Origin of the sequence: Mesorhizobium sp. B2-8-5, from assembly GCF_006440675.2 — a bacterium.
In the GTDB taxonomy this organism is placed as follows: domain Bacteria; phylum Pseudomonadota; class Alphaproteobacteria; order Rhizobiales; family Rhizobiaceae; genus Mesorhizobium.
This window is the reverse complement of record NZ_CP083951.1, coordinates 3,996,102-4,018,269: the sequence shown is the minus strand read 5'-3', so window position 1 is coordinate 4,018,269 and position 22,168 is coordinate 3,996,102. Positions and strand designations below refer to the sequence as shown.

Below are 22,168 nucleotides of genomic sequence, written 5' to 3'. Positions count from 1 at the left end.
CATGTCGAAGCTGCAAGCCAAGCCCTCGCCCGAAATCGAAACGCGGCCGCCATCGCATCTGTTCTATCTGTCCAGCCTGCGCCGGCCGCTCGTCGATCGCGCCGAGGGCATCTATTTCTGGACGCAGGATGGGCGCCGCTTCATCGACGGCTCGAGCGGACCGATGGTCGCCAATATCGGTCATTCCAACCGCAACGTGCTCGACGCCATGAAGCGGCAGATGGACAAGACCACCTTTGCATACCGGCTGCATTTCGAGAACGAGCCGGCCGAAGAGCTTGCGCGCGCGCTGGCCGGAAAGCTTCCCGAAGGCATGGACCGCATCTTCTTCGTTTCCGGTGGCTCGGAAGCGACCGAATCCTGCATAAAGCTCGCCCGCCAGTGGGCGGTCGCCACCGGCCAGCCGAAGCGCTGGAAGGTGATCACCCGCTTCCCCTCCTACCATGGTGGCACGCTGGGCTCGCTCTCCATCACCGGCGACGATGCGCTCGCCGAAACCTTCACGCCGATGATGCGGGTCATGCCCACCGTGCCGGCGCCGACCGCCTGGCGCGACCGCGACAACCTGACGATGGAACAGCGCGGCATCCGCTATGCCGACATGCTGGAGGAGAAGATTCTCGCCGAAGGCCCGGAAAGCGTTTTAGCCTTCATCATGGAGCCGATCGGCGGTGCGGCAACGGCTGCCCTTGTCGCGCCCGACAGCTATTATCCGCGCATCCGCGAAATCTGCGACCGCTACGGCATCCTTCTGATCCATGACGAGGTGATGAGCGGCGCCGGCAGGACAGGCAAATTCCTCGGCGGCGACCACTGGAACTGCCGGCCTGACATCGTCGCGCTCTCGAAGGGACTGGGCTCGGGCTACGCGCCGCTCGGCGCTCTTGCCGCGCCGATGCGCCTGGTCGAGCCGCTGCTTGCCTCGGGCGGCTTCCAGCATGGGCACACCTATGCCGGCAATCCGCTCGCCTGCGCCGCCGGCCTCGCCGTGCTTGGCGAGATGGACCGGCTCGATCTCATCGCCAACGCCGCCGCCATGGGTGACGTGCTGATGGCGGAGTTGAAGGGCTTGCAAAAGCGCTTCCCCTTCATCGCCGACGTGCGCGGCAAGGGCCTGCTCACCGGCGCCGAAATGGTCGCCGATCCGGAGACGCTGAAGCCAATCGACCCGGCCAGCAAGGCGACGCAGCGCCTGCTCGATCACGCCTATGCGCGCGGCCTCATCATCTATGGCCGCAAGGTCAAGGGCGGTATCGACGGCGACAATTTCATGGTGGCGCCGCCGATGATCATTACAGCCGAGCAGATCGCCGAGATGATCGCCATCATCGGCGACTCGCTGCAGGCGCTGGCGGAGGAACTCGATCTGCCGGTGGAAGGCTGAGGCCGGGCAACGTTTGAGCCATCCTGAGATGTTTGCGATCCTTCGCACCCCCCTCTGTCCTGCCGGACATCTCCCCCGCAAGGGGGGAGATCAGCCGTGTTTTTCGCTTTCGCCAATTTCCGACGGTGCAGGATGGGCGATATGGCCCAAGCTGCCAATCTCCCCCCATGCGGGGGAGATGTCCGGCAGGACAGAGGGGGGTGCCTGGGCGCCGTATTTGTCGTGAGCACGATTGTCCTCCGCCCCGGCACCATTGACGATGTCGAAACCATTCATGCCGCCCTGCTGCGCCTCGGCACCCACATCGGCGCGCATCAGGAAGTCACCTCGACACCGGACGACCTCCGCCGCTACGGCTTCGGCGAAAAGCCCGCTTTCTCGACCCTGATCGCCGAGATCGACGGCGAATTCGCCGGGCTTTGCCTGCATTTTCCGATCTTCTCGACCTGGATGGGCCGTCCTGGCGTCTATGTGCAGGACCTATACGTCGAGGATCGCTTCCGCGGCCGCCGGATCGGCGAAAAGCTGCTTCGACGCGTAGCCAAGGAATGCCGCGTGGCGGGCGGGGTCTATCTGAGGCTGTCCGTCGATACCGACAACGAGACCGCCAGGGCCTTCTACGAAAGACTGGGCATCGGCTGGTCGAGCTACGAGCAGGTGCAGAAGATCGTCGGCGATGCCTTTTTCGCCTTTGCCGATATGCCGGAGGAATGACGATGAAAACCTTCTACGCCGAAGAGCAGAAACGCCACGACCCCAAGGCTTTCCTCTCCAGCGGCGCACCGCAGCCCAACCCGGAAAAGCCGGAACGGGTCGAGAGATTATTAGCCGGCGCAATATCTGCCGGCTTGACGGTCGAACGTCCAGGGAATCATGGGCTTGGCCCGATCGCGGCGGTGCATACGCCCGAATATCTCGACTTCCTCGAGCACATTTTTCCGCGCTGGCAGCGCATCGAAGGCGCCTCGGCGGAAGTCATCCCGAACATCCACCCGATCGCCCGCGACGGCTCCTATCCGGCCTCGGCTGTCGGCCAGGCCGGCTACCACATGGCCGACACCGCCTGCCCGATCTCGGCCGAGACCTGGAACAGCGCGCTGTGGAGCGCCTGGAGCGCGGTGGAGGCCGCTGAAGCGGTGATGGCCGGAGCACCGTCGGCCTATGCGCTTTGCCGCCCGCCAGGCCATCACGCCTTCGCCGATGTCGCGGGCGGCTTCTGCTTCATCAACAATTCGGCTGTCGCCGCGCAGGTGCTGCGCAAGAGCGCCGCGCGCGTCGCCATCCTCGATGTCGACCTGCATCACGGCAACGGCACGCAAGGCATCTTCTACGCCCGCCCCGACGTGCTGACCGTCTCGCTGCACGCCGATCCGGTGCGCTTCTACCCGTTCTTCTGGGGACATGCCGACGAGCGCGGCGAAGGCCCCGGCCTCGGCTACAATCTCAACCTGCCGCTGCCGCGCAAATCCGGCGATGCGGCCTTTCTCGAAGCGCTGGTGATAGCATTCCAGCGCATCCGCGCCTTCGCGCCGGAAGCGCTGGTGGTGGCGCTCGGCCTCGACGCTTTCGAGGGCGATCCGTTCGGCGGCCTGTCGGTGACGACGCCGGGTTTCTCGCGCATCGGCGAAGCGATAGCCGGACTTGGCCTGCCGACGGTCATCGTCCAGGAAGGCGGCTATCTCTGCGATGCGCTCGGCGACAACCTCACCGCTTTCCTGACCGGCTTCGGCAGCAAGCAGGGTTAGATAGCCTTAGGAACGCTGCTGCCGCAGCATCGCGATCACGCGATGCACGCTTTCCAGCGTCTCTTCGATCTCGGCCGCCGTGTTGTAATGCGCGATGCCGATACGCACGACGCCCTGCTCGGCCGGTATGCCAAGCTGGTGGACGACCTCCCACGCATAGTTGTGGCCTGACCACAGGAAGATGTTTTCGGTATTCATCTGCCGCACGATCGTTTCCGGCTCGATGCCTTCGACGGTGAAGGAAATGGTCGGCACCCGCTCGGTAAGCCGTTCCGGATCGGTGATGCCATGGATGATCAGGCCTTCGATATCGGACAGGCCTTCGATCAGTTGCCAGGCCAGCGCGTTCTCGTAAGCGATCGACACCTCGAACGCCTTGGCGATCAGCTGCCGCCGCGAGCCGTCCTCGCCGGCGGCAGCGCCGAGAGCTGCAAAATAGTCGATTGCCGCCGTCAGCCCGGCCATCAGCTCGATCTGCGGCGTGCCGAGTTCGAACCGTTCGGGCAGGACGTTCGAAGAACAGCGGCATTTGTAGGGTTTCAGCGTATCGAGGACGTCGCGGCGGCCCCACAATATGCCCACATGTGGCCCGAAGAATTTATAGGCCGAGCAGATCAGGAAATCGCAGCCGAGTTCCTGCACGTCGATCAGCCCGTGCGGTGCGAACTGCACGGCATCGACATAGACCAGCGCGCCGGCCTGCCTGGCAATCGCCGTCAGCGCTTTCACGCGATTGATCGAGCCGGTGAGGTTCGAGGCATAGTTCAACGCGACAAGGCGCGTTTTCTCCGAAAGCAGCGCCTTCAGCGCCGCCTCCTCCACCTGCCAGCTCCGCTCGTCGAACGGCAGGAAGCGCACGACCAGGCCGAGATCCTCGGCAAGTTGCAGCCATGGCGAAACATTGCCCTCGTGGTCCATGCGCGTGACGATGATCTCGTCGCCGGCCTTCATCGTGCGGCCGAGCGTGCGCGACATATGGTAGGTCAGCGTCGTCATGTTGGCGCCGATGACGATCTCCTCGGCGCTCGCGGCATTGAGGAAATCGGCCATCGCCGCATGGGCCTCGTCGACCACTTGCTGCGCCGCGAGCGTCGTTGCGAAGAAACCGCCGAGATTGGCATTGGTCGACAGCAGGCAGCGCGACACCGCCTCCGCCACCGCCAGCGGCACCTGTGTGCCGGCGGGATTGTCGAGATAGATGCGCCGGCGACCGTCATCGGCCAGCGAAAGCGCCGGAAATCTGCCGCGCACGGCCTCGATCGGAAACTCTGCCATCGTGTCCATCCTCTTGTTTTTTAACGATTCCCGATCACGGGCACGGATTGCCGACACGCTGATGGATGGCGTCGACCGCTTTCTGCATCTCTTCGGTCCAGCTGACGACGGCCGAGGACAGCGCCATATCGAGCTGCGCGATCGTGGTCGCGCCGACGATGTTCGCGGTCACGAAGGGCCGGCTCGCCACATAGGCGTTGGCGAAAAGTGCTGGCTCCATGCTGAAGGAGCGCGCCAGCTCGGTGTATTCCAGCAGCACTTCCGCCGCATTCGGCGTCTCGTAGCGCTGGCCGCGATTGAAGAGCTGCGAGCGCGAGCCCTGCGGTCGCGCGCCATGATTGTATTTGCCGGTGAGATAGCCCTGTGCAAGCGGCGAATAGGGAAGAAACGCGATCTCCTCGCGCTCGCAGACCTCGGCAAGGTTCACCTCGAAGGTGCGGTTGACGAGGCTGTAAGCGTTCTGCAGCGAGGCGATGCGCGGACTGGTCCCCTTTTCCGCTTCGAAGACGAAGCGCATGACGCCCCAGGAGCTTTCGTTCGAGAGGCCGAGATGGCGGATCTTGCCCGCCCTCACCAGTTCCTCGAAGACGGAGAGCGTTTCGGCAATCGGCGTCTCGTCTCCCAGAGCGCCTGCCGCATCCGCGCGCCGCGCCACTGCTCCAACGCGCGTCGGATTCGAGCCCCACGGGATGTCCCGGTCCGGCCAGTGGATCTGATAGAGGTCGATATAGTCGGTGCCGAGCTTGGCCAGCGATTTCTCGACCGCGTCGAAGATATCCGCGCGCACCAGCTTCGACGGACGATCGCCCCGGAACCACGCGTTGGCGGTGCGGCCGACGACCTTCGAGGCGAGGATGACCTTGTCGCGGTTGCCGTTGGCCTTCATCCAGCTGCCGATGATCCTCTCGGTTCGCCCTTGCGTCTCCGCCTTGGGCGGGATCGGGTAAAGCTCGGCCGTGTCGATGAAATTCACCCCTCGCGAGAACGCCAGATCCATCTGCGCATGACCTTCGGCCTCGCTGTTCTGCTGGCCCCACGTCATCGAACCGAGACAGATTTGCGAAACAAGGAGATCGGTCCGACCGAGGCGGCGTTTATGCATGGAATGTCTCCGGCGGGAGTTTTTGCGCGAGCTGCGCGGGGAGGAAGTTCAAGCATAAAGCAAAGGCCGGAGTTTCTCCAAGCCCGCTGTCTTCGACTTTTGAGTGAATTGCGCGGCTAGCGGCGCGCCCCGGCCAGCGCCCGCCGCTTGGCCTCGTCGATCAGCATATTGGCCACCTGCATGCGGATCATGGCGCGCTGGCGCAGATGCGGCGCGACCCGGTCCGGATGGTTGGCGAAGGCGAAGTTACGGCGGATGCGGCCGAGATCGGCGTTCTTGGCGGGGCGGTCGAGGCCGAGCTCGCCGGCAATCGCTTCGGGATCGATCGGCGGCAGCTTTTCCTCCGGCCGGTGCTCTTCGCCGGCAAGAGCCAGTTTCGCCTGGTCGAGAAGTGCCGCGAACTCGGCCGCAAGGTCGGCGCCTTGCTCGCGATATTCGGCGGCGACGCTCTCGCCGGCGACCTTGATGCGGCCGGAATGCAGTTCATCGGCCACGGACAGATAGTCGAACGGGATAGAGGGCCGGGCGCCCTCGTCCTCGCCTTTCTCCGAGGCGACGATCAGGTCGTCGAGCAACGAAGCGAAATCGAGCTTGTTCCCGGTGCCGATCTCAACCTCCCTGTCGTGACGGCATGCATTGATGCCGCCAAACATAGGAGCCTCTCGTTAAAAATGAATGCTGGCGATGCTAACAATTGCCGCTTTTTCGCCCGGCAAGACGACATCGGAAAATAAAAAGCCGGACTGCTCTTCGTGCAGTCCGGCAAGATCGCCAGGAGTGGCGAGGAAAAGCCAGCCATGTGCCGGCACGAGTGCGTACGGTCGAGCCCACCGAAAAGTTTCACGGAAAATCGATTGTGGCGGAAAAAATTCCGTGCGGCATGGCAGCCATGCAATTGCTGCACTGCACAATTTTAACAAATCATCTATATCGTGATGTCGGGAGGACCAACAGGGGCAACTGAGTCATGGGGTTCTTCACTGAAATGTTCGCTCGGCCACGGCCGCAGGAACACCAGCGTTACCGCTCGGCGCTCGCGCTTCTGAACGCGATGAGCAATGCGGACCGCGCCGATATCGGCATCAAGCCGGCGGATTTTCCGCGCATCGCGCGCGAGATGTCGATCCGCTGAGCTGAACCAAAGAGGTTTCCCAGGACGCCTGGGAAACCTCCAAGCCATTCAAAGGTCAGCGATTTCCGAGGAAAGTTTGCTTGCCGAGCGGCACGCCATTGTGGCGCAGGATGTCGTAGGCGGTTGTGACGTGGAAGTAGAAATTCGGCGTCGCCACATGCAGCAGATACTGCAGGCCGGGCAACGTAGCTTCGCGCCCGCCGAGCCTTAGTTCGACCGTCCTGTCTTCCGATCCTTCCAGATCGGCCGCCGCGAATGTCGCCAGATGATCGAGCGTCTTGGTGATCCGCGCCTGCAGGTCGGCAAAGCTCGCTTCATTGTCCTCGTATTTCGGCACCTCGCGGCCGGCCAGCCGCGACGGCGCGCCCTTGGCATGGTCGGTGGCGATCTGGACCTGCCTGGTCAGCGCGAACATATCGGGCGCCAGCCGCGCGGTGAGGAACACTTGCGGATCGATCTTGCGCTCGCCGGCATTCTGCTCCGCCGCCGTCAAGACGCTGGCCAGCGCTTTCAGCCTGGCCGAAAACACGCCCACCGATATGTCGTACATGGAAATGGTCACGGGGTATCTCCCACGCGGCCCCAGCGCCGCGGGCCGTGAACTAGCGCCTCCCGCCACGATTCTTCAAGCGGCCGTGGCTATGGCGTCACCGCGCCGCCGCAATCGCCGTGGTAGTATTTTCGTTACCGAGCGGAGGATTCGATGAAAAGAGCCACTTTCGCAGCGACTGTCTTTTTCTCATTGGCCGGCCTCACGCATTCCGCGTCCGCGGCGGATGCGCCCTATGTCGATGACCGATCAAGCGCCGATGCGGTCGTCCGCTCGCTTTACAGCGCCATCAACCGTCACGAATTCGCCCGCGCCTGGGGCTATTTCGGCGATACGAAGCCGGCAAAGGACTTCAATGCCTTCGTCAAGGGTTACGACGGCACCGACAGCGTCGAAGTCAAGACTGGCGCCATCTCGGAGGACGGTGCTGCCGGCAGCATCTATTACAGCGTCCCCGTCGCCATCCAGGCGACCGACAAGAAAGGCGAGGCCAAGGTTTTCGCCGGCTGCTACACGGTCCGCCAGGTCAATGCGCAGATCCAGGAGCCGCCCTTTCAGCCGATCTTCATCGACAAGGGCGCGTTGAAGCCGTCGACCGAGGATTTCGACAGCGCCGTGCCGGCAAGCTGCGGCGACGGTCCGCCGCCGCCGAAGAAGGACGAGGCATTGGAGCAGGCCAAGAAAGCCTTCCTCGCCACCTATGGCGACCAGTGCGACAAGCAGGATCCTGACGGCAAGCCGATCGGCGAGCCAGAGGCTCATTCCATCCACTATAAGGACAAGGACGCCCAGCCCAGCGACCCGGAGCGCGAGACGCGGCTGTTCCGCTTCTTCTGCTCGATGGCCGCCTACAACGAGACGGCGGTCTACTACATCACCGACGACGTCAACGGCGTCTCACAGTTGCAGTTCACCGAGCCGGAGCTCGACATCCGCTACGAGAACAACAACAGCGAAGGCAAGGTCGAATCGATCCATATCATCGGGTTCAAGACCAGCGGCTGGGCGACCAACTCGGACTATGACGACAACACAAAAACCATCACCACATCCAACAAATGGCGTGGTGTGGGGGATGCCTCGTCATCGGGAACCTACCTTTTCCGCAACGGCGATTTCTCGCTCGTCCAGTATGACGTTGATGCATCCTATGACGGCGAGCAAAATCCGCAGACGGTCATCGACTACAACACGGCGCCTTGAGGCGCTGCAGCGCAATCACGGCGCTTTCGTCAGCATCCAGTTCAGCGTGCCGCGCCAGTCGACCATGCGGATCGGCGTGCCGTGGGTGCCGGTTTCGAAGCGCACGAAGCGGGTCGGATAAGCCTTCTTGGCCAGAATCGAGCGGAAGAAGGCTTCCTGCTTCTCCACCGGGAAGACCACGTCATGGCTGCCCTGGCCGAAGAACACCGGCACGCGGCGCTTGAAGGCGGGGCTGGTGAGGAAACTGTCGTCCCATAGCGAACCGAGCAGCAGCAGGCCGTTGACGCGGCTGCCCGTATCCTTGCGCGCGGCGAGCTTCCAGCAGATCATGCCGCCCATCGAGCCGCAGGCGACGAAGATTTTCGCGCCCGGTGATTGCTCTGCATAGTGATCGATCAACGCCGCGACCTGCGCCGCGCCCTTGTCGCCGAAATCGGGGAAATCGGGCGAAAGATAGAGACCGTTGTTGGCGGCCATCAGGTTCTTGATGCGGTTGAAATTGCCGCCGAAGGTGAAGTCGTCGACGCCTTGCTTGCGGCTGCCGCCCTGTCCGTGCAGGTAGAGCACGATGATGGAAGCGCCTTGCGTCCTGCCGACCGCGACATGCCTGATATCGCCGGCGTCGGTCTTCAGCATCAGGTCCTGCTGCACCTTGCGCACGCCGGGGTCGGTGTATTGCGCATGCACGCGTCTCTCCGGCACCTCGTCGCGCTGGTTGATGTCGCGCGTCTCGCGATAGTCGAGGACGGTGTAGGCGCCGTTGTCGCTCGTCGACAGCGTCGCCGGATAAGCGAAGAGGTCGTCCTTGAACGATTTTAGCGAAAGCGTTTGCCCCTCGGCGGCCGAAACGGAAAGCGCTGTCGCGGCGATCAGGGCGAAGAAAAGTCGGAAACGGAAAGCCATGCCGAGAGCCATGCGAAATTCGGCTCCGCTTTGTCAATCCTGCAGAACGCCGCCCGCCCCTTCCAGCGCCTCGCGCGTGTCGACGTCGATCGAGGCGCCCTGCCCGATCTCGACATCGATGACGTCGAGACCCTCGGCTTCGACCAGATGCCGCGCCCCGGTGTCGCCCTCGAGTTGCGCGACGGCCGCGAAAAGCGATCGCGGCAAAAGCACCGGATTACCGCGCTTGCCCTGATGCGAGGCGCGCACCACGGCGTGACCGCCGGAGCGGCGAAACGCATCGATCAGGCTATCGAGGTCCGTCGACGAAACGCCGGGCATGTCGCCAAGCACGATCATGGCGCCGGCCGCATCGGTCGCGACCTTCGCGATTCCTGTCTTCAACGACGAGGCAAGGCCGTCGACGAAATCGGGATTGTCCGCGAATGTTACGCTGAGACCGCCAAGCGCCGAACGCACGCGGTCGCGCTGATGGCCTGTGACGACAATGGTGCCGGCGGCCTTCGAGCCCAGCGCACGCCCGGCGGTGCGGCGCACCAGTGGCTCGCCGTCGAACAGCGCCAGAAGCTTGTTCGGCCCGCCCATGCGGCTCGAACGGCCGGCGGCCAGCAGCACGATATCGACTTTCAGCGCCGACCTTGCCGGCTGCGGCGCCGGTTCGCGTGGCTGCGGCCTGGTCGGGATTTCCATCAAAAGCCCGCCGACGCCCATGCCGGCAATATCGCCCGCGGTCACCTCGAGCCCGGCAACCAGGCGATCGAGCACCCAGTCGAAGCCATTCTCCTTCGGGCTGCGCGCGCATCCCGGCGCGCCGACGACACGCTTGCCGTCGAGCGTTCCCAATACAAGCAGATTGCCGGGGTCGACCGGCATGCCCGCGCGGACGACTGTACCGCCTGCGCGCTCGATCGCGGCCGGCACGACATCGGCGAAGTCGCTCATCGCCGATGCCCCGAAGATCACCACCATGTCGTTGTCGCGCGCCAGCTGGGTTGCGGCCGCCGCGACGGGCGCAATCTCGTGCGGCGTGCGCCGTTCGGCCGTCAGCCGGCCGCCGGAACGCGCCAGCCGCGCCTCGGTGACGCGCAGCGTCTTGTCGAGCACGCTCGGCTTGACGCCGGGAAGCACCGTCTGGATGACGCCGACGGTGATGGGGCGATAGGCGTTGACGGCAAATATCTCGCGGCCGGCGCAGATCCTCGCCACGTTGTCCACCAGGCTTGCGGCGACGGCAAAGGGGATGATCTTCACAGTCGCCACCATCTGGCCCTTCTCGACCGGTGCATGCTGCGCCAGCGTCGCGATGGTGATGGCCGGATCGACGGCATTGATGGCATCGATCATTCCGGCGTCGACGGTAAAGACGCCTGCGGCTCCCGCATGCAAATTCACCCGCCCGGTCGCGGCCGGCTTAACCTCGATGTTGCGGTGGCTCATGGCGGCCGCGATCGTCGCGGCGGCGGCATCCTCGCCGAGATCGTTCTCGGCAAGAACCGCGGCGACGACTTCACCGATGCCCGCGGCTTTGAGCGCCGCGATATCCTCACGGCTCAGCCGGTGCGCCTTGCGGAACCGTTTTTCACCGGCGGCGGTCGCATGCGCCAGCACCGCCCCTTCCGCCTCATCGATCGGAACCGGTCCGAATTTCACGCCACGGCGCCTTTCGTTTCGAGACCGCGCGAGCGGAAGGCGTGGATGGTCTGCGCAAGGACGGCGACGGCGATCTCGGCCGGACTGGCAGCACCGATATCGAGGCCGATCGGCGCGTGGATGCGGGCGATCTGGTCGGCGCCGGCGCCGAGCGCCAGCAGGCGTTCGATACGCTTGGCGTGGGTCTTGCGGCTGCCGAGCGCCCCGACATAGAAGCACCGCGCGTCGAGCGCCGCCTTCAGCGCGAAATCGTCGATCTTCGGATCGTGGGTGACGGCGGCGAGCGCGGTATAGCTGTCGAGCGGCGCGCGCTCCAGCGCATCCTGCGGCCATTCGGCATGCAGCGCGACATCGGGAAATCGTTCCGGCGTGGCGAAGGCGGTGCGCGGGTCGATGATCTCGACGGGATAGCCGGCGATCCTGGCCATCGGCGCCAGCGCCTGACTGATATGCACGGCGCCGATCACCACAAGGCGTGGGCGCGGCAGATGCGCGTTGAGAAAGAAGGTCCGCCCTTCCGCTTCCACCGATCGCGAATTTCCGGTGCGGAACGCATTGGCGATGGCCGCCCCGAGATCGCCTGCAACATGGTCGCCCTCGCGCACGATGCGGTCTCGGCCGTCGCCAAGCTCGGTGACAAGCACCGCGGCGCGGCGGGCGCGGCGTTCTTCGTTGAGCGTCTTCAGGACATACGGATCCACGATGATCAGCCCAGCCGCTCGACATAGACCTTGATGCGGCCGCCGCAGGAAAGGCCTACCTGCCAGGCGGTTTCGTCGGCGACGCCGAACTCCAACATCTTCGCCTTGCCCGAATCGATGACGTCGATCGCCTCGGTCACCACGGCGCCCTCGACACAACCGCCGGAGACCGAGCCATGGAAATTCCCATCGGCGTCGATGACCAGATGGCTGCCGACCGGACGCGGCGCCGACCCCCAGGTCTCGACCACGGTCGCGATGGCGACATCCTTGCCGTCCTTCATCCAGCCTTCCGCGATGATCAGGGGATCGCGGGCCTCATCGAGATAAATGCTCTCATCCATCGTCGCTTCTCACAAAGTCTGTTTTTCAAGGAAAACTTTAGTTTCCCCCTCACGAACATATGGCTACGCGGCCTGCCTCCCGCCAGTTCGCAGCCAGCGGCGCGGATCGACCGAAGCAGCCGGCCGCTGGTCGAGAGAGGCGCAAAGATCGGCCAGCGCATCGAGATTGTGCACTGCGCGGAACTCGTCGACATGCGGCAGCATCGCCTTGACGCCGCGGGCGCGCGCCTCGAACCCGCCGAAGCGCAACAGCGGATTGAGCCAGATCAGCCGCCTGCAGGATTTATGCAGCCGCTCCACCTCCTGCGAAAGGCCGGTGACGTCGTCGCGCTCCAGCCCGTCGGTGATGAGGAGCACAACCGCGCCCTGCCCCAGCACGCGCCGCGACCACAACCGGTTGAACTCGGCGAGCGTGTCGCCGATGCGGGTGCCGCCCGACCAGTCCTTCACCGCCGCCGAGCAATCGGCCAGCGCCTCGTCCGGATCGCGATGGCGCATCTGACGGGTCAGGTTGGTCAGCCGCGTGCCGAAGACGAAGGCATGCACGCGCCGGCGCTTTTCCGTCAATGCGTGCAGGAAATGCAGGAAGATGCGCGTGTACTGGCTCATCGAGCCGGAAATGTCGGCCAGCACCACCAGTGGCGGATGCACTTCGCGCGGCGACCGGAATTTTGGCAGGATAAGCTCACCGCCGGTGCGGGAGGCCGAGCGCATCATGGCGCGCGGATCGATGCGGCGCCCCTGCGCGGCGGCCTTGAAGCGCCGCGTGCGGATCAGATCGAAGGGCAGGCGCAAGCCCGCGATCGCCTTTTTGGCTTCGGCCATCTCCGCCGCATCCATCTGGGCAAAGTCCTTGGCCCGCAGCACCTCGTTGCCGGAAAAGGTGAGGCGCGCATCGACTTCGATCTCCGGCACTTCGCGCACGGGCTGGTTCTTCCGATGGCCTTCGAACATCGCCTGGCTGACGCGGTTCTCGGCCGCTCGCGGCTTCTGCTTTTCGCGATCGTCCGGCGCGACAGGCGAAAACATCGCCAGCAGCTTCTCGATCAGCTCTCGCGATTTCCAGAACAGGCGGAAGGCCTCGTCGAAGACCGGATGATCCTCGTGCCGCGAGACGAGCACCGCATGCAGCGTCCAATAGAAATCGTCGCGCGAGCCGATGCCGGCGGCAAGCACCGCCTCGATGGCGTCTTTCACCGAGGCCGGGCCAACGCGCATGCCGGCCTTGCGCAAGGCGCGGGCGAAATAGACGATGTTGTCGGCGATGCGCCCGTCAGCCGTCGCTTCTCTTGGTTCCGGATGCGGCGACGGCATCGTGCCTACTCCGCCGCCGAAAGCTCGGCCTTCACCTCATTGAGGATGCGCCGGCCCTCGCCCTCGCCGATACGGGCGATGTCGTCCTGGTATTTCAAAAGCACGCCGATCGTGTCCGACACTGTCTCCGGATCCAGCGCCACCTTGTCGAGTTCGGTCAGCGCGCCGGCCCAATCAATGGTTTCGGCGACGCCGGGCGCCTTGAACAGCTCGACCTGGCGCAGCTTCTGGATGAAAGACACGACCTCCGCCGACAGCCGTCGGTTCGCTTGCGGCACCTTGCGACGCACGATCTCCAGCTCGCGCTCGGCATTCGGGTAGTCGACCCAATGATAGAGGCAGCGACGCTTCAGCGCGTCGTGGATCTCGCGCGTGCGGTTGGTTGTGATGATGACGATCGGCGGCTCTTCCGCCTTGATCGTGCCGAGCTCCGGGACGGTCACCTGGAAGTCCGACAGGATTTCGAGCAGGAACGCCTCGAACGCTTCGTCCGTGCGGTCCAGTTCGTCGATGAGGAACACCGGCGCCGCGCCCGCCTTGCCGGTCAGCGCATCGAGCACCGGACGGCGGATCAGGTATTTCTCGGAAAAGACGTTCCGCTCCATGTCGGAGCGCACGACCTTGCCGGCCGCCTCCTCCATGCGGATCTCGATCATCTGGGCGGCATAATTCCATTCATAGACGGCCGAGGAGACGTCGAGCCCTTCATAGCATTGCAGGCGGATCAGCCGCCGGCCGAGCGCGTCGGCCAGCACCTTTGCGATCTCGGTCTTGCCGACACCCGCCTCGCCTTCGAGGAACAAGGGCCGCTTCATGCGCAGCGACAAAAACAGCACGGTCGCCAGCGAACGGTCCGCGACATAATCCGCGCCGGTCAAAAGATCGAGCGTTTCGTCGATCGATTTCGGCGCGGGGCGCGGCGCGGTCATCTTGTCTCCGTGGATCCCGCTTGCCCGTTTCAAAGAAAATGGTAGCCGCGGTTGTGGTAGATCAGCGGGCGCAAATTATCGCCGATGCGCAGGCCTGTCACCTTGCCAAAAAGCACACGGTGGGTGGCAAGGTCCTTGGCATCGATGATCTCGCAGTCGAACACGGCAAGGGCGCCTTTCAGCGTCGGCGCGCCGGTCGAGATCACATCCCACTCGGCAAGCGCGAAGCGCTCCTCCGCCGGCAGGCCGGTGACGCCCGAAAAGCCGACCGAGACGGCTTCCTGGTCCGATGCGAGCGTGTTGAGCGCGAACTTGCCGTTCTTGACGAAAGCTTCGTTCTTGGCGTTCTCGCGGTTGAGGCAAACCAGCACCGTCGGCGGCGTGTCCGAAACCGAACAGGCGGCGATCACCGTCGCGCCCCTCTTGCCGCCGGGCCCGTCCGTCGTCACCACATGCACATGGCCGGCAAAATGCGCCATCGCATCGCGATAGTGCTGCGGCCCGATATCATTGATTTTCAGCACCCGATAATCCACCTGTCGGAACCAGTTCGTTATATATGGCGGCATATTGCACGCCACAAGTTGCATAGCACGGGCGAAGTGCTTGACTGCAATCCGCAAATTCGCGTGTTGCGCGGCGCTTAGCCAGCCTTTAGGTCTTTCCTGGAATAGTGTCGGAACCATACGCCCGGCACGGAGGACCTCTTCGCCCGAATGCGCCTTCTGACGACGACAATAGCCGCACTGACGACGGCGATAGCCGCGTTGTTTTGGCTGGCAGCGAACGCTGACGCCGAGACGCTGGTCGGCGTTGCCGCGCCGCTTTCCGGCCCATCGGCGATCCTCGGCAAGCAGGTCGAGGCCGGCGCCGGCCTGGCAGCCGAGGCAAACGGCATCGCGTTCAAGGCCGTCGACGATGCCTGCACCGCCGAGGGCGGCGCCGCTGCGGCACGGGAATTCGTCGACGCCAAGGCCAATGTCGTGGTCGGCTTCCTCTGCACAGAGGCGATCGAGGCCGCGCTGCCGATCCTGAAGGACGCCAACATATCGGTGATCACCGTCGGCGTGCGCACCGAAAGCCTGACCGACCGGCGCGCCAAGACCGGCTGGCCGGTCTACCGGCTCGGCCCGCGCGGCGACGATGAGCGCAACGCGGTCGCCGCCAAGCTCACCCAGCTCTGGCGCGACGACCTGTTCGCCATCGTCGACGACGGCACCATCTATGGCCGCGAGATGGCCGAGACCTTTCGCGCCGCGGCCGAGCAGGCGGCGCTGAAACCTGCCTTCGTCGACACGTTCCGGCCGCAGCTCGACAACCAGATCGGACTGGTCGGCCGGCTGAAGAAGGCCGGCGCGACAAAAGTGTTCGCCGGCGGCGACGGCGACGACATCGCCATCATGGGCCGCGACGCCGCCCAGCTCGATGCCGGCATCACCTTTGCCGGCGGCGAAAACCTGCGCACGCCGCCGGGCGATGTGCCCTATGCCGTCGGCACGCTGATGATCGCCCCGCCGGAATGGTCGGAGATCGCCGATCCCAAGGTGATGCAGGCTTTCGCCGCGAAGAACATCGTGCCCGACGGCTACGCGCTGCCGGCCTATGCGGCGGTCGAGGTCGCCAAGGCCGCGCTGGCTGGCGCGGAAAGCTCCGGCCAGCCACTCGCCGATGCGCTGACCGGCCATGATTTCACCACCGCGATCGGCACCGTTCGCTTCGACGACAAGGGCGACCTCAGCCAGAACCCGTTCCGCGTCTTCCGCTTCGACGGCACGCATTTCGTACCGCTGGAGGACAAGTGATGTTCCGCACCGGACCGCGCAACCTCATCACCGACGTTGCCGGCCTTCGTGTCGGCAATACAGCCGATAGCAAGTTGAAATCCGGCGTCACGGTGGTGCTGTGCGATGAACCCGCCGTGGCCGGCTTCCAGGTGCTGGGCGGCGCGCCGGGCACGCGCGAGACCGATCTGCTCGAGCCGCAGAATTCGATCGCGACGATCCATGCCGTCGTCCTGTCCGGCGGCTCCGCCTTCGGTCTCGATGCCGCCTCCGGCGTGCAGGCGGCGCTGCGCGAGAAAAACATCGGTGTCGAGGTGGGCGGCTTCCGCGTGCCGATCGTGCCGGCCGCGATCCTGTTCGACCTGCGCAACGGCGGCGACAAGGATTGGGGCCGTTATCCGCCCTATCGCGACCTCGGCTATGAGGCTGTCCAGGCGGCGACAGTGGATTTCGAAATCGGCACGGCTGGCGCCGGCACCGGCGCGCTGACCTCGGGGCTGAAAGGCGGGCTGGGCTCCGCCTCGACTGTGCTCGACAGCCGCGTCACCATTGGCGCCCTCGCCGCCGTCAACCCGACCGGCTCGGCGACGGTCGGCCGGAGCCGCCATTTTTGGGCAGCACCCTTCGAGATCGGCGACGAGTTCGGCGGCCTGGGTTATCCCGCGCCGATGCCCGAAGAGGCCAGGAAGATCCTGCTGAAATACCGCGACAGGCGCGTCGGCGGGCATGGGGAAGCCGCCAGCACCACCATCGCCGTCATCGCCACGGACGCCGTCATGACCAAGGCCGCGGCCAAGCGGCTGGCGATTTCGGCGCATGACGGCTTCGCCCGCGCCATCTGGCCGACGCATACGCCGGCCGACGGCGATCTGGTGTTTGCGCTGGCGACCGGCACGAGCGGCATCGAACTCGGCGCCGACGCCGCGATCGACCTGTTCGCGGCGGCCGGCGCGACCATGGCGCGCGCGATCAGCCGCGGCGTATATGCCGCGACACCCGCGAACGGCGACCTGTTTCCGGTCTGGTCGTCGCGTTGACGGCTAATCAAGTCGGATCGGATTTCTCTTCCTCGAAGGTGACCGCAACATCGGAATTCGCGGAGAGCCATACCTTCTGCCCGTCGATCTCCGCGACCAGGGCAAGCGAAATGTAGTGGTGATGGCCCTTGTGCGAGCCCATGCCGCTGTCAGCCCTGGTCAGCTTGATCCGGTCACCCTCGACCTTGTCGACGGTGCCGATATGGACGCCATCGGCGCCGATCACTTCCATATGTCCGCGTATCTTGCTGATGTCGGTGCTCATGCTGGTCCTCCACTGGATGGCGATTTGCCCTTTCGGATGCGAGACGGCCGACAATAACAAATGAACGCCGGATTGGATGCATCGCACGGCACGTCTCGTTCACCATGGCGTGATACGCATGACGCTGATGAGACAGATGTCATGCAGATGACGCCCAGCCTGCCCGGCCACCCGACGCGCGATACGGCTTGCCGCCCATGATGCCGCTGCAGCAAGTTCCCTTGCGCCACGGTCTCACGGATCGGTTGCGCGCCGCCGCTCCGTCGGCAAGCGAGGCTGTTGTTGGAACTTTGCTCTGGGGCGCCGCCATGGGTGCGAGTGCGCTGGCAAATCTTCTGCTGGCCGCCTGGGAGACGCCCGACAGGATCCGTTTCGTGGCGCTGCTTTATGGTTTAGGCGGCGTGCTTGCCTTCCCGGTTGGATTGATGCTGGCCAGACTGGTTTCCCGCGGCCGTCTTTGGGAAACAGCCTTCGCCGCGGCATTCGTGTCGCTTCTGACGGCAACGCTCGCCTTCACCGGCGGCCTGTTCGCGCTGCAATATCGCTCCTACTATGCCGAATGGCACGCGCCGGCGTTCACGCTGACCTGGGCGTTTGAATTCGCCTTCACCATGCTGACCGCGCTCTATCAGTTCGTCGTGCTCGGCCTGCGGCTCTATTTTCCGCTGGGTTTTGCAGCGCTTGTCGCGGCAAGTATCTGGTTTGCGCGGCAGCGGCGTTGAGCATCGGGCCCGCCTCTGTTAGGACGCGGCCAACGCTTTTCCCATCAGGACTCAAAAAACGGATGATCCCTCGCTATTCCCGGCCGGAAATGGTCGCCACCTGGTCGCCCGAAACCCGCTTCCGCATCTGGTTCGAGATCGAGGCGCATGCCTGCGATGCGCTGGCCGAGTTAGGCGTCATTCCGAAGGAAGCGGCAAGGACCATCTGGGAGAAAGGCGGCGCGGCCAAATTCGACGTCGCCAAGATCGATGAGATCGAGCGCGTCACCAAGCATGACGTCATCGCTTTCCTGACCCATCTTGCCGAATTCGTCGGACCGGATGCCCGCTTCATTCACCAGGGCATGACGTCGTCGGACGTGCTCGACACCTGTCTTGCCGTGCAGTTGACGCGGGCCAGCGACATCCTGCTTGCCGACATCGACGCCCTGCTCGCGGCGCTGAAGCGCCGTGCTTTCGAGCACAAGGACACCGTCACCATCGGCCGCAGCCACGGCATCCATGCCGAGCCGACCACCTTCGGCGTCAAGCTGGCGCAGGCCTATGCCGAATTCTCGCGCTGCCGCGAGCGGCTGGTGCATGCGCGGGAGGACATCGCCACCTGCGCCATTTCCGGCGCGGTCGGCACTTTCGCCAACATCGAGCCTTATGTCGAAGAGCATGTGGCGGCAAAGCTTGGGCTGAAGCCGGAGCCGGTATCGACGCAGGTCATCCCGCGCGACCGCCACGCCATGTTCTTTGCAACGCTCGGCGTCATCGCCTCCTCGGTCGAACGCCTCGCCGTCGAGATCCGCCATCTGCAGCGCACCGAAGTGCTGGAAGCGGAAGAGTATTTCTCGCCGGGGCAGAAGGGCTCGTCGGCGATGCCGCACAAGCGCAACCCGGTGCTGACCGAGAACCTAACCGGCCTTGCCCGCATGGTGCGTTCGATGGCGCTGCCGGCCATGGAAGACGTGGCGCTCTGGCACGAGCGCGACATTTCGCATTCCTCGGTCGAGCGTATGATCGGGCCGGACGCGACGGTAACGCTGGACTTCGCGCTGGCACGCCTTACCGGCGTCGTCGACAAGTTGCTCGTCTACCCCGAGAACATGGAGAAGAACCTCAACAAGTTCCGCGGGCTTGTGCACTCCCAGCGTGTGCTGCTGGCGCTGACCCAGGCCGGCCTGTCGCGCGAGGACTCCTACCGCCTGGTGCAGCGCAACGCCATGAAGGTCTGGGAACACGGCGCCGATTTCCTTGAGGAACTGCTTGCCGACAAGGACGTGACGGCCGCGCTATCTGAAGCCGATCTGCGCGAAAAATTCGATCTCGGCTATCACACCAAGCATGTCGACACGATCTTCAGGCGGGTGTTCGGGGAGGCTTGATCTTTCCTTCTCCCCGTCTCTATACGGGGAGAAGGTGCCCGAAGGGCGGATGAGGGGCGGCGCCGACTTCGGCGATCCCCGCACCCGTAGGCTTTGTGGCTGAAAAGACAATCTCAAGACTTGGCGTCGCCCCTCATTGCCCTGCCGGGCATTTCTCCCCGTATAGTGACGGGGAGAAAGACGGTGTCACCGACGCCCGATCAAGCCTTCCCAGGCACGGTCCTGATCACCGTGCCCCACGGGTCCTCTCGGCTCGTCTCTTGCTTCACATTGTCCGAACGCATCTCGACCCAGGCGAGGCCCGAGCGGGAGGGGTCGCGGCGGCCGGCGCCGGCGCTCTGCCAAGCATTGGCGCCGATATGGTGGTGGTAATGGCCGGACGACAGGAACACCGCCTGGCCGCCATATTTGGCGACGGTGTCGAAGCCGAACTGGTCATGCCACCAGGCTTCGGCATCTTCCGGCCGGCCGACGCGCAGGTGAACGTGGCCGACAATGGTGTTTTCCGGCGCGCCCTGCCAGCCGGCATCGCCCGCCGGCACGCTGCCCACCACCGCCGGCAGGTTCAGCCGCTCGGTCGCCATGGCGATCTTGTCGCCGTTCCACTTCCAGTCTTGCGGGCGGCGATCCGCATAGATCTCGATGCCGTTGCCCTCTGGGTCGGTCAGGTAAAGCGCCTCGCTGACCAGATGGTCGGACGCGCCCTCGATACCGATGCGGCTGGCGGCGGCGTGGCTGATCCAGCGGCCAAGATCGGCGCGCGATGGCAAAAGGAAAGCGGTGTGGAAAAGCCCGGCGCTGCGCGGATCGTCCGGCTTGGCCGAAGAATCCTGTTCAAGCACCAGCAGCGGCCGGTTGGCGGCGCCGAGCGTGATCGCGCCATCGGCGCGGCTCAGTTCCTGCAGGCCGACGACCGCGCGATAATAGGAGGCAAGGCTCTCGGCGTCCTGCGCCTTCAGCCCGACACGCGAAACGCTGACCGGGGTGGTCGCGGCAAAAGGCAGTTCGCTCATCAAACTCTCCGTTCGGGCGTCGCCTCTTCCCGAAATGGGATTTGCAGGCCGCCACCTCTTCTTCCCCTCCAAATCGTCGATTGCGATCGTTCACACAAGAGGGCAAGAGTCGAACAAGTTGTTCACAATTGTGATCACGCCGATATAGGCGACAGGGTTGCAGCCGAGAAGACCGCTCGCTACATCGGCGCCATGAAAGTCAAAGACGCAGATATTCTGATCGTGCCGGGCTACACCAATTCCGGTCCCGAGCATTGGCAGACCCGCTGGCAGTCGAAACTGTCGACGGCGCGCCGTGTCGAGCAGGCGGAATGGACCAAGCCCGTGCGCGAGGACTGGACGGCGAGCGTGGCGAACGCCGTCAACGAGGCCGAGCGGCCGGTGGTTCTCGTAGCGCACTCGCTTGGCGTCGCGGCCGCGGTGCAGGCCATCTCGCAATTCAAGAAGCCGGTCGCGGGCGCCTTCTTCGTCGCGCTGCCGGATGTCTCCAATCCGGAAATCAGGCCGAAACATCTGATGACCTTTGGCCCTTATTCGCGCGATCCGCTGCCCTTTCCGTCCATCGTGATCGCCAGCCGCAACGATCCGTTCTGCGCTTTCGAGGTCGCCGAGGACATTGCCGCCGCCTGGGGATCGCTCTTCATCGACGCCGGTGAGGCCGGCCATCTCAACCACGACGCGGGCTTCGGCCCCTGGCCCGAGGGTTCGATGACTTTCGCCAAGTTTCTGACGGAACTGAAAGAACCCTAATCGGCGTCTAGGAGCCGATCGAATCCCGCATGCTCTTCAGCAGCGTCTTCGCGCCGAGTGAAATCAGCGTGTGGTCCGAGCCCATGGCGAGCAGCCGGAAGCCCATCGAAACGACGCGCCCGGCGATCGCCGGTTCGATGACATAGATCGCGGCATGCTTGCCGGCCTTGCGTGTCCGCTCGGCGATCGACGCGACCGTCTCCATCATGCTTTCCAGCGTCGAACTGACGGTGGCGCCGTTCGACCAGGCGATCGAGAAATCCGACGGGCCGACGAAGATGCCGTCGATGCCGGGCGTATCCAGAATACCGTCCAGCGCCTCGAGGGCCGCCCGCGTTTCGACCATCGCGAAAGCCATGGTGCGCTGGTTCGTATCGCGCAGCCATTCGGCATGGTCGCCCTTGCCGTGGCGCGGGAAGGCATAGGTCGGCCCCCAGGAACGCTCGCCCAGCGGCGGGTATTTCATCGCGGCGGCGAACTGCCTTGCATCGGCCACGGAGTTCACCATCGGCGCGATCACCGCCTCGGCCCCGAAATCGAGCGCGCGGCTCGCCATGTCGAAGCGCCCGACCGGAATGCGCACCAGCGCCGGCTTGTTGGCGGCCAGCACCGGCACCAGGCCGCGCAGCACGCTGTCCTCGTGATGGCCGCCATGCTGCATGTCGAGGGTGACCGCATCGAAACCCTGCTTGGCGATGATCTCGACCGTCAGCGCATCCGGCACGCCCGACCATGCGGTGAACAGCGTTTCGTCGGCGGCCAGGCGGGACTTGAGCGACATCGGAACTTTCCTTGTTAACAATCCGCAGTTTCGGCTGGAAACGACGCTAAGGCAAAGAAAAACCGCCCGGTTTGGCCGGGCGGTCGATTGGTCCAGTCAGAGCAAATTCCAGGAAAAGTGTGTAACGGTTTTCCGTCCGGAATTGCGTAAAAACAAAGAGATAGGCATGATGGCGAAAGGCGTGAAGCGGTTTTCCGGCGACATCATGCCCACATAG

26 protein-coding genes are annotated in these 22,168 nt (G+C 64.4%); 11 read left to right on the top strand and 15 right to left on the bottom strand.

Features of this window, described 5'->3' with window-relative positions; genetic code table 11:
- Nucleotide 1: 1 nt before the first annotated feature.
- The 3 genes from FJ430_RS19495 to FJ430_RS19485 all read left to right on the top strand — a co-directional run bounded on the left by FJ430_RS19495 (nt 2) and on the right by FJ430_RS19485 (nt 3,129).
- Complete coding sequence (locus FJ430_RS19495; RefSeq protein ID WP_140710376.1) at nt 2-1,384, top strand: aspartate aminotransferase family protein; 1,383 nt, start codon at nt 2-4, stop codon at nt 1,382-1,384.
- Between the two features lie 222 nt (nt 1,385-1,606).
- Nucleotides 1,607-2,098 (top strand): GNAT family N-acetyltransferase, encoded by a 492-nt coding sequence (locus FJ430_RS19490; RefSeq protein ID WP_226891789.1) that lies wholly within the window; start codon nt 1,607-1,609, stop codon nt 2,096-2,098.
- 2 nt (nt 2,099-2,100) lie between these two features.
- On the top strand, nt 2,101-3,129 hold the full coding sequence (locus FJ430_RS19485) for a histone deacetylase family protein (RefSeq protein WP_140710373.1): 1,029 nt from the start codon (nt 2,101-2,103) through the stop codon (nt 3,127-3,129).
- Between the two features lie 6 nt (nt 3,130-3,135).
- Here the strand turns inward: FJ430_RS19485 and FJ430_RS19480 are convergent, their stop codons facing one another.
- From FJ430_RS19480 to FJ430_RS19465, 4 genes are all read right to left on the bottom strand, one after another.
- A complete protein-coding gene (locus FJ430_RS19480; protein WP_140710372.1) occupies nt 3,136-4,404 on the bottom strand; it encodes a cysteine desulfurase-like protein in 1,269 nt (422 codons plus the stop codon).
- A 34-nt stretch (nt 4,405-4,438) separates the two neighbouring features.
- Nucleotides 4,439-5,506: an aldo/keto reductase gene (locus tag FJ430_RS19475; protein ID WP_140710371.1), complete on the bottom strand. Its 1,068-nt coding sequence runs from the start codon at nt 5,504-5,506 to the stop codon at nt 4,439-4,441.
- Between the two features lie 116 nt (nt 5,507-5,622).
- Complete coding sequence (locus FJ430_RS19470) at nt 5,623-6,159, bottom strand: hypothetical protein (RefSeq protein WP_413467789.1); 537 nt, start codon at nt 6,157-6,159, stop codon at nt 5,623-5,625.
- Between the two features lie 12 nt (nt 6,160-6,171).
- Complete coding sequence (locus tag FJ430_RS19465) at nt 6,172-6,315, bottom strand: hypothetical protein (protein WP_181175569.1); 144 nt, start codon at nt 6,313-6,315, stop codon at nt 6,172-6,174.
- A gap of 158 nt (nt 6,316-6,473) precedes the next feature.
- Between FJ430_RS19465 and FJ430_RS19460 the strand changes: the two genes are divergently transcribed.
- On the top strand, nt 6,474-6,638 hold the full coding sequence (locus tag FJ430_RS19460; RefSeq protein ID WP_095765222.1) for a DUF1127 domain-containing protein: 165 nt from the start codon (nt 6,474-6,476) through the stop codon (nt 6,636-6,638).
- Between the two features lie 55 nt (nt 6,639-6,693).
- Here FJ430_RS19460 and FJ430_RS19455 read toward each other — a convergent pair whose 3' ends face one another.
- Nucleotides 6,694-7,200 (bottom strand): DUF1993 family protein, encoded by a 507-nt coding sequence (locus FJ430_RS19455; protein WP_140710370.1) that lies wholly within the window; start codon nt 7,198-7,200, stop codon nt 6,694-6,696.
- A 141-nt stretch (nt 7,201-7,341) separates the two neighbouring features.
- On the opposite strand from FJ430_RS19455, the gene FJ430_RS19450 reads away from it, so the two are divergent.
- Complete coding sequence (locus tag FJ430_RS19450; protein ID WP_140710369.1) at nt 7,342-8,391, top strand: DUF1176 domain-containing protein; 1,050 nt, start codon at nt 7,342-7,344, stop codon at nt 8,389-8,391.
- Nucleotides 8,392-8,406: 15 nt separating this feature from the next.
- Here FJ430_RS19450 and FJ430_RS19445 read toward each other — a convergent pair whose 3' ends face one another.
- The 7 genes from FJ430_RS19445 to FJ430_RS19415 all read right to left on the bottom strand — a co-directional run bounded on the left by FJ430_RS19445 (nt 8,407) and on the right by FJ430_RS19415 (nt 14,756).
- Nucleotides 8,407-9,294 (bottom strand): alpha/beta hydrolase, encoded by an 888-nt coding sequence (locus tag FJ430_RS19445; protein WP_140710390.1) that lies wholly within the window; start codon nt 9,292-9,294, stop codon nt 8,407-8,409.
- 33 nt (nt 9,295-9,327) lie between these two features.
- Nucleotides 9,328-10,944 carry an NTP transferase domain-containing protein gene (locus tag FJ430_RS19440; RefSeq protein WP_140710368.1) on the bottom strand — a complete coding sequence of 539 codons (1,617 nt, stop codon included), beginning with the start codon at nt 10,942-10,944 and terminating at the stop codon, nt 9,328-9,330.
- Nucleotides 10,941-11,645 (bottom strand): XdhC family protein, encoded by a 705-nt coding sequence (locus FJ430_RS19435; RefSeq protein ID WP_140710367.1) that lies wholly within the window; start codon nt 11,643-11,645, stop codon nt 10,941-10,943. The genes FJ430_RS19440 and FJ430_RS19435 overlap by 4 nt, the downstream gene beginning before the upstream one ends.
- 5 nt (nt 11,646-11,650) lie before the next feature.
- Nucleotides 11,651-11,989 carry an XdhC family protein gene (locus FJ430_RS19430; RefSeq protein ID WP_140647488.1) on the bottom strand — a complete coding sequence of 113 codons (339 nt, stop codon included), beginning with the start codon at nt 11,987-11,989 and terminating at the stop codon, nt 11,651-11,653.
- A gap of 63 nt (nt 11,990-12,052) precedes the next feature.
- The gene (locus FJ430_RS19425) at nt 12,053-13,303 is read right to left on the bottom strand and encodes a vWA domain-containing protein (protein WP_140710366.1); all 1,251 of its coding nucleotides are present in this window, start codon (nt 13,301-13,303) and stop codon (nt 12,053-12,055) included.
- Nucleotides 13,304-13,308: 5 nt separating this feature from the next.
- Nucleotides 13,309-14,232, bottom strand: a complete 924-nt coding sequence (locus tag FJ430_RS19420) for an AAA family ATPase (protein ID WP_041008673.1) — start codon at nt 14,230-14,232, stop codon at nt 13,309-13,311.
- 29 nt (nt 14,233-14,261) lie between these two features.
- Nucleotides 14,262-14,756, bottom strand: coding sequence for a flavin reductase (locus FJ430_RS19415; protein ID WP_140647490.1), 495 nt, complete (start codon nt 14,754-14,756; stop codon nt 14,262-14,264).
- 192 nt (nt 14,757-14,948) lie between these two features.
- Between FJ430_RS19415 and FJ430_RS19410 the strand changes: the two genes are divergently transcribed.
- Together FJ430_RS19410 and FJ430_RS19405 are read left to right on the top strand one after the other, a co-directional pair.
- Nucleotides 14,949-16,034, top strand: a complete 1,086-nt coding sequence (locus FJ430_RS19410) for a branched-chain amino acid ABC transporter substrate-binding protein (protein WP_140710364.1) — start codon at nt 14,949-14,951, stop codon at nt 16,032-16,034.
- The gene (locus tag FJ430_RS19405) at nt 16,034-17,050 is read left to right on the top strand and encodes a P1 family peptidase (RefSeq protein WP_140710362.1); all 1,017 of its coding nucleotides are present in this window, start codon (nt 16,034-16,036) and stop codon (nt 17,048-17,050) included. Before FJ430_RS19410 ends, FJ430_RS19405 begins: the two co-directional genes overlap by 1 nt.
- A 7-nt stretch (nt 17,051-17,057) precedes the next feature.
- On the opposite strand, the gene FJ430_RS19400 is transcribed toward FJ430_RS19405, so the two are convergent.
- Entirely contained in the window at nt 17,058-17,315 is a 258-nt protein-coding gene (locus FJ430_RS19400) for a DUF2171 domain-containing protein (protein WP_140647493.1), read from the bottom strand.
- Between the two features lie 308 nt (nt 17,316-17,623).
- Between FJ430_RS19400 and FJ430_RS19395 the strand changes: the two genes are divergently transcribed.
- Complete coding sequence (locus FJ430_RS19395) at nt 17,624-18,037, top strand: hypothetical protein (protein ID WP_140659852.1); 414 nt, start codon at nt 17,624-17,626, stop codon at nt 18,035-18,037.
- Between the two features lie 62 nt (nt 18,038-18,099).
- Nucleotides 18,100-19,407 (top strand): adenylosuccinate lyase, encoded by a 1,308-nt coding sequence (gene purB / locus FJ430_RS19390; protein ID WP_140710360.1) that lies wholly within the window; start codon nt 18,100-18,102, stop codon nt 19,405-19,407.
- 200 nt (nt 19,408-19,607) lie between these two features.
- On the opposite strand, the gene FJ430_RS19385 is transcribed toward purB, so the two are convergent.
- Complete coding sequence (locus FJ430_RS19385) at nt 19,608-20,420, bottom strand: VOC family protein (protein WP_140710358.1); 813 nt, start codon at nt 20,418-20,420, stop codon at nt 19,608-19,610.
- Between the two features lie 192 nt (nt 20,421-20,612).
- On the opposite strand from FJ430_RS19385, the gene FJ430_RS19380 reads away from it, so the two are divergent.
- The gene (locus FJ430_RS19380) at nt 20,613-21,170 is read left to right on the top strand and encodes an RBBP9/YdeN family alpha/beta hydrolase (RefSeq protein ID WP_140710356.1); all 558 of its coding nucleotides are present in this window, start codon (nt 20,613-20,615) and stop codon (nt 21,168-21,170) included.
- Between the two features lie 7 nt (nt 21,171-21,177).
- Here FJ430_RS19380 and FJ430_RS19375 read toward each other — a convergent pair whose 3' ends face one another.
- Nucleotides 21,178-21,951: an HpcH/HpaI aldolase family protein gene (locus FJ430_RS19375; RefSeq protein WP_040981238.1), complete on the bottom strand. Its 774-nt coding sequence runs from the start codon at nt 21,949-21,951 to the stop codon at nt 21,178-21,180.
- Here FJ430_RS19375 and FJ430_RS19370 point away from each other — a divergent pair.
- A complete protein-coding gene (locus FJ430_RS19370; RefSeq protein WP_140710354.1) occupies nt 21,941-22,168 on the top strand; it encodes a hypothetical protein in 228 nt (75 codons plus the stop codon). The genes FJ430_RS19375 and FJ430_RS19370 overlap by 11 nt on opposite strands.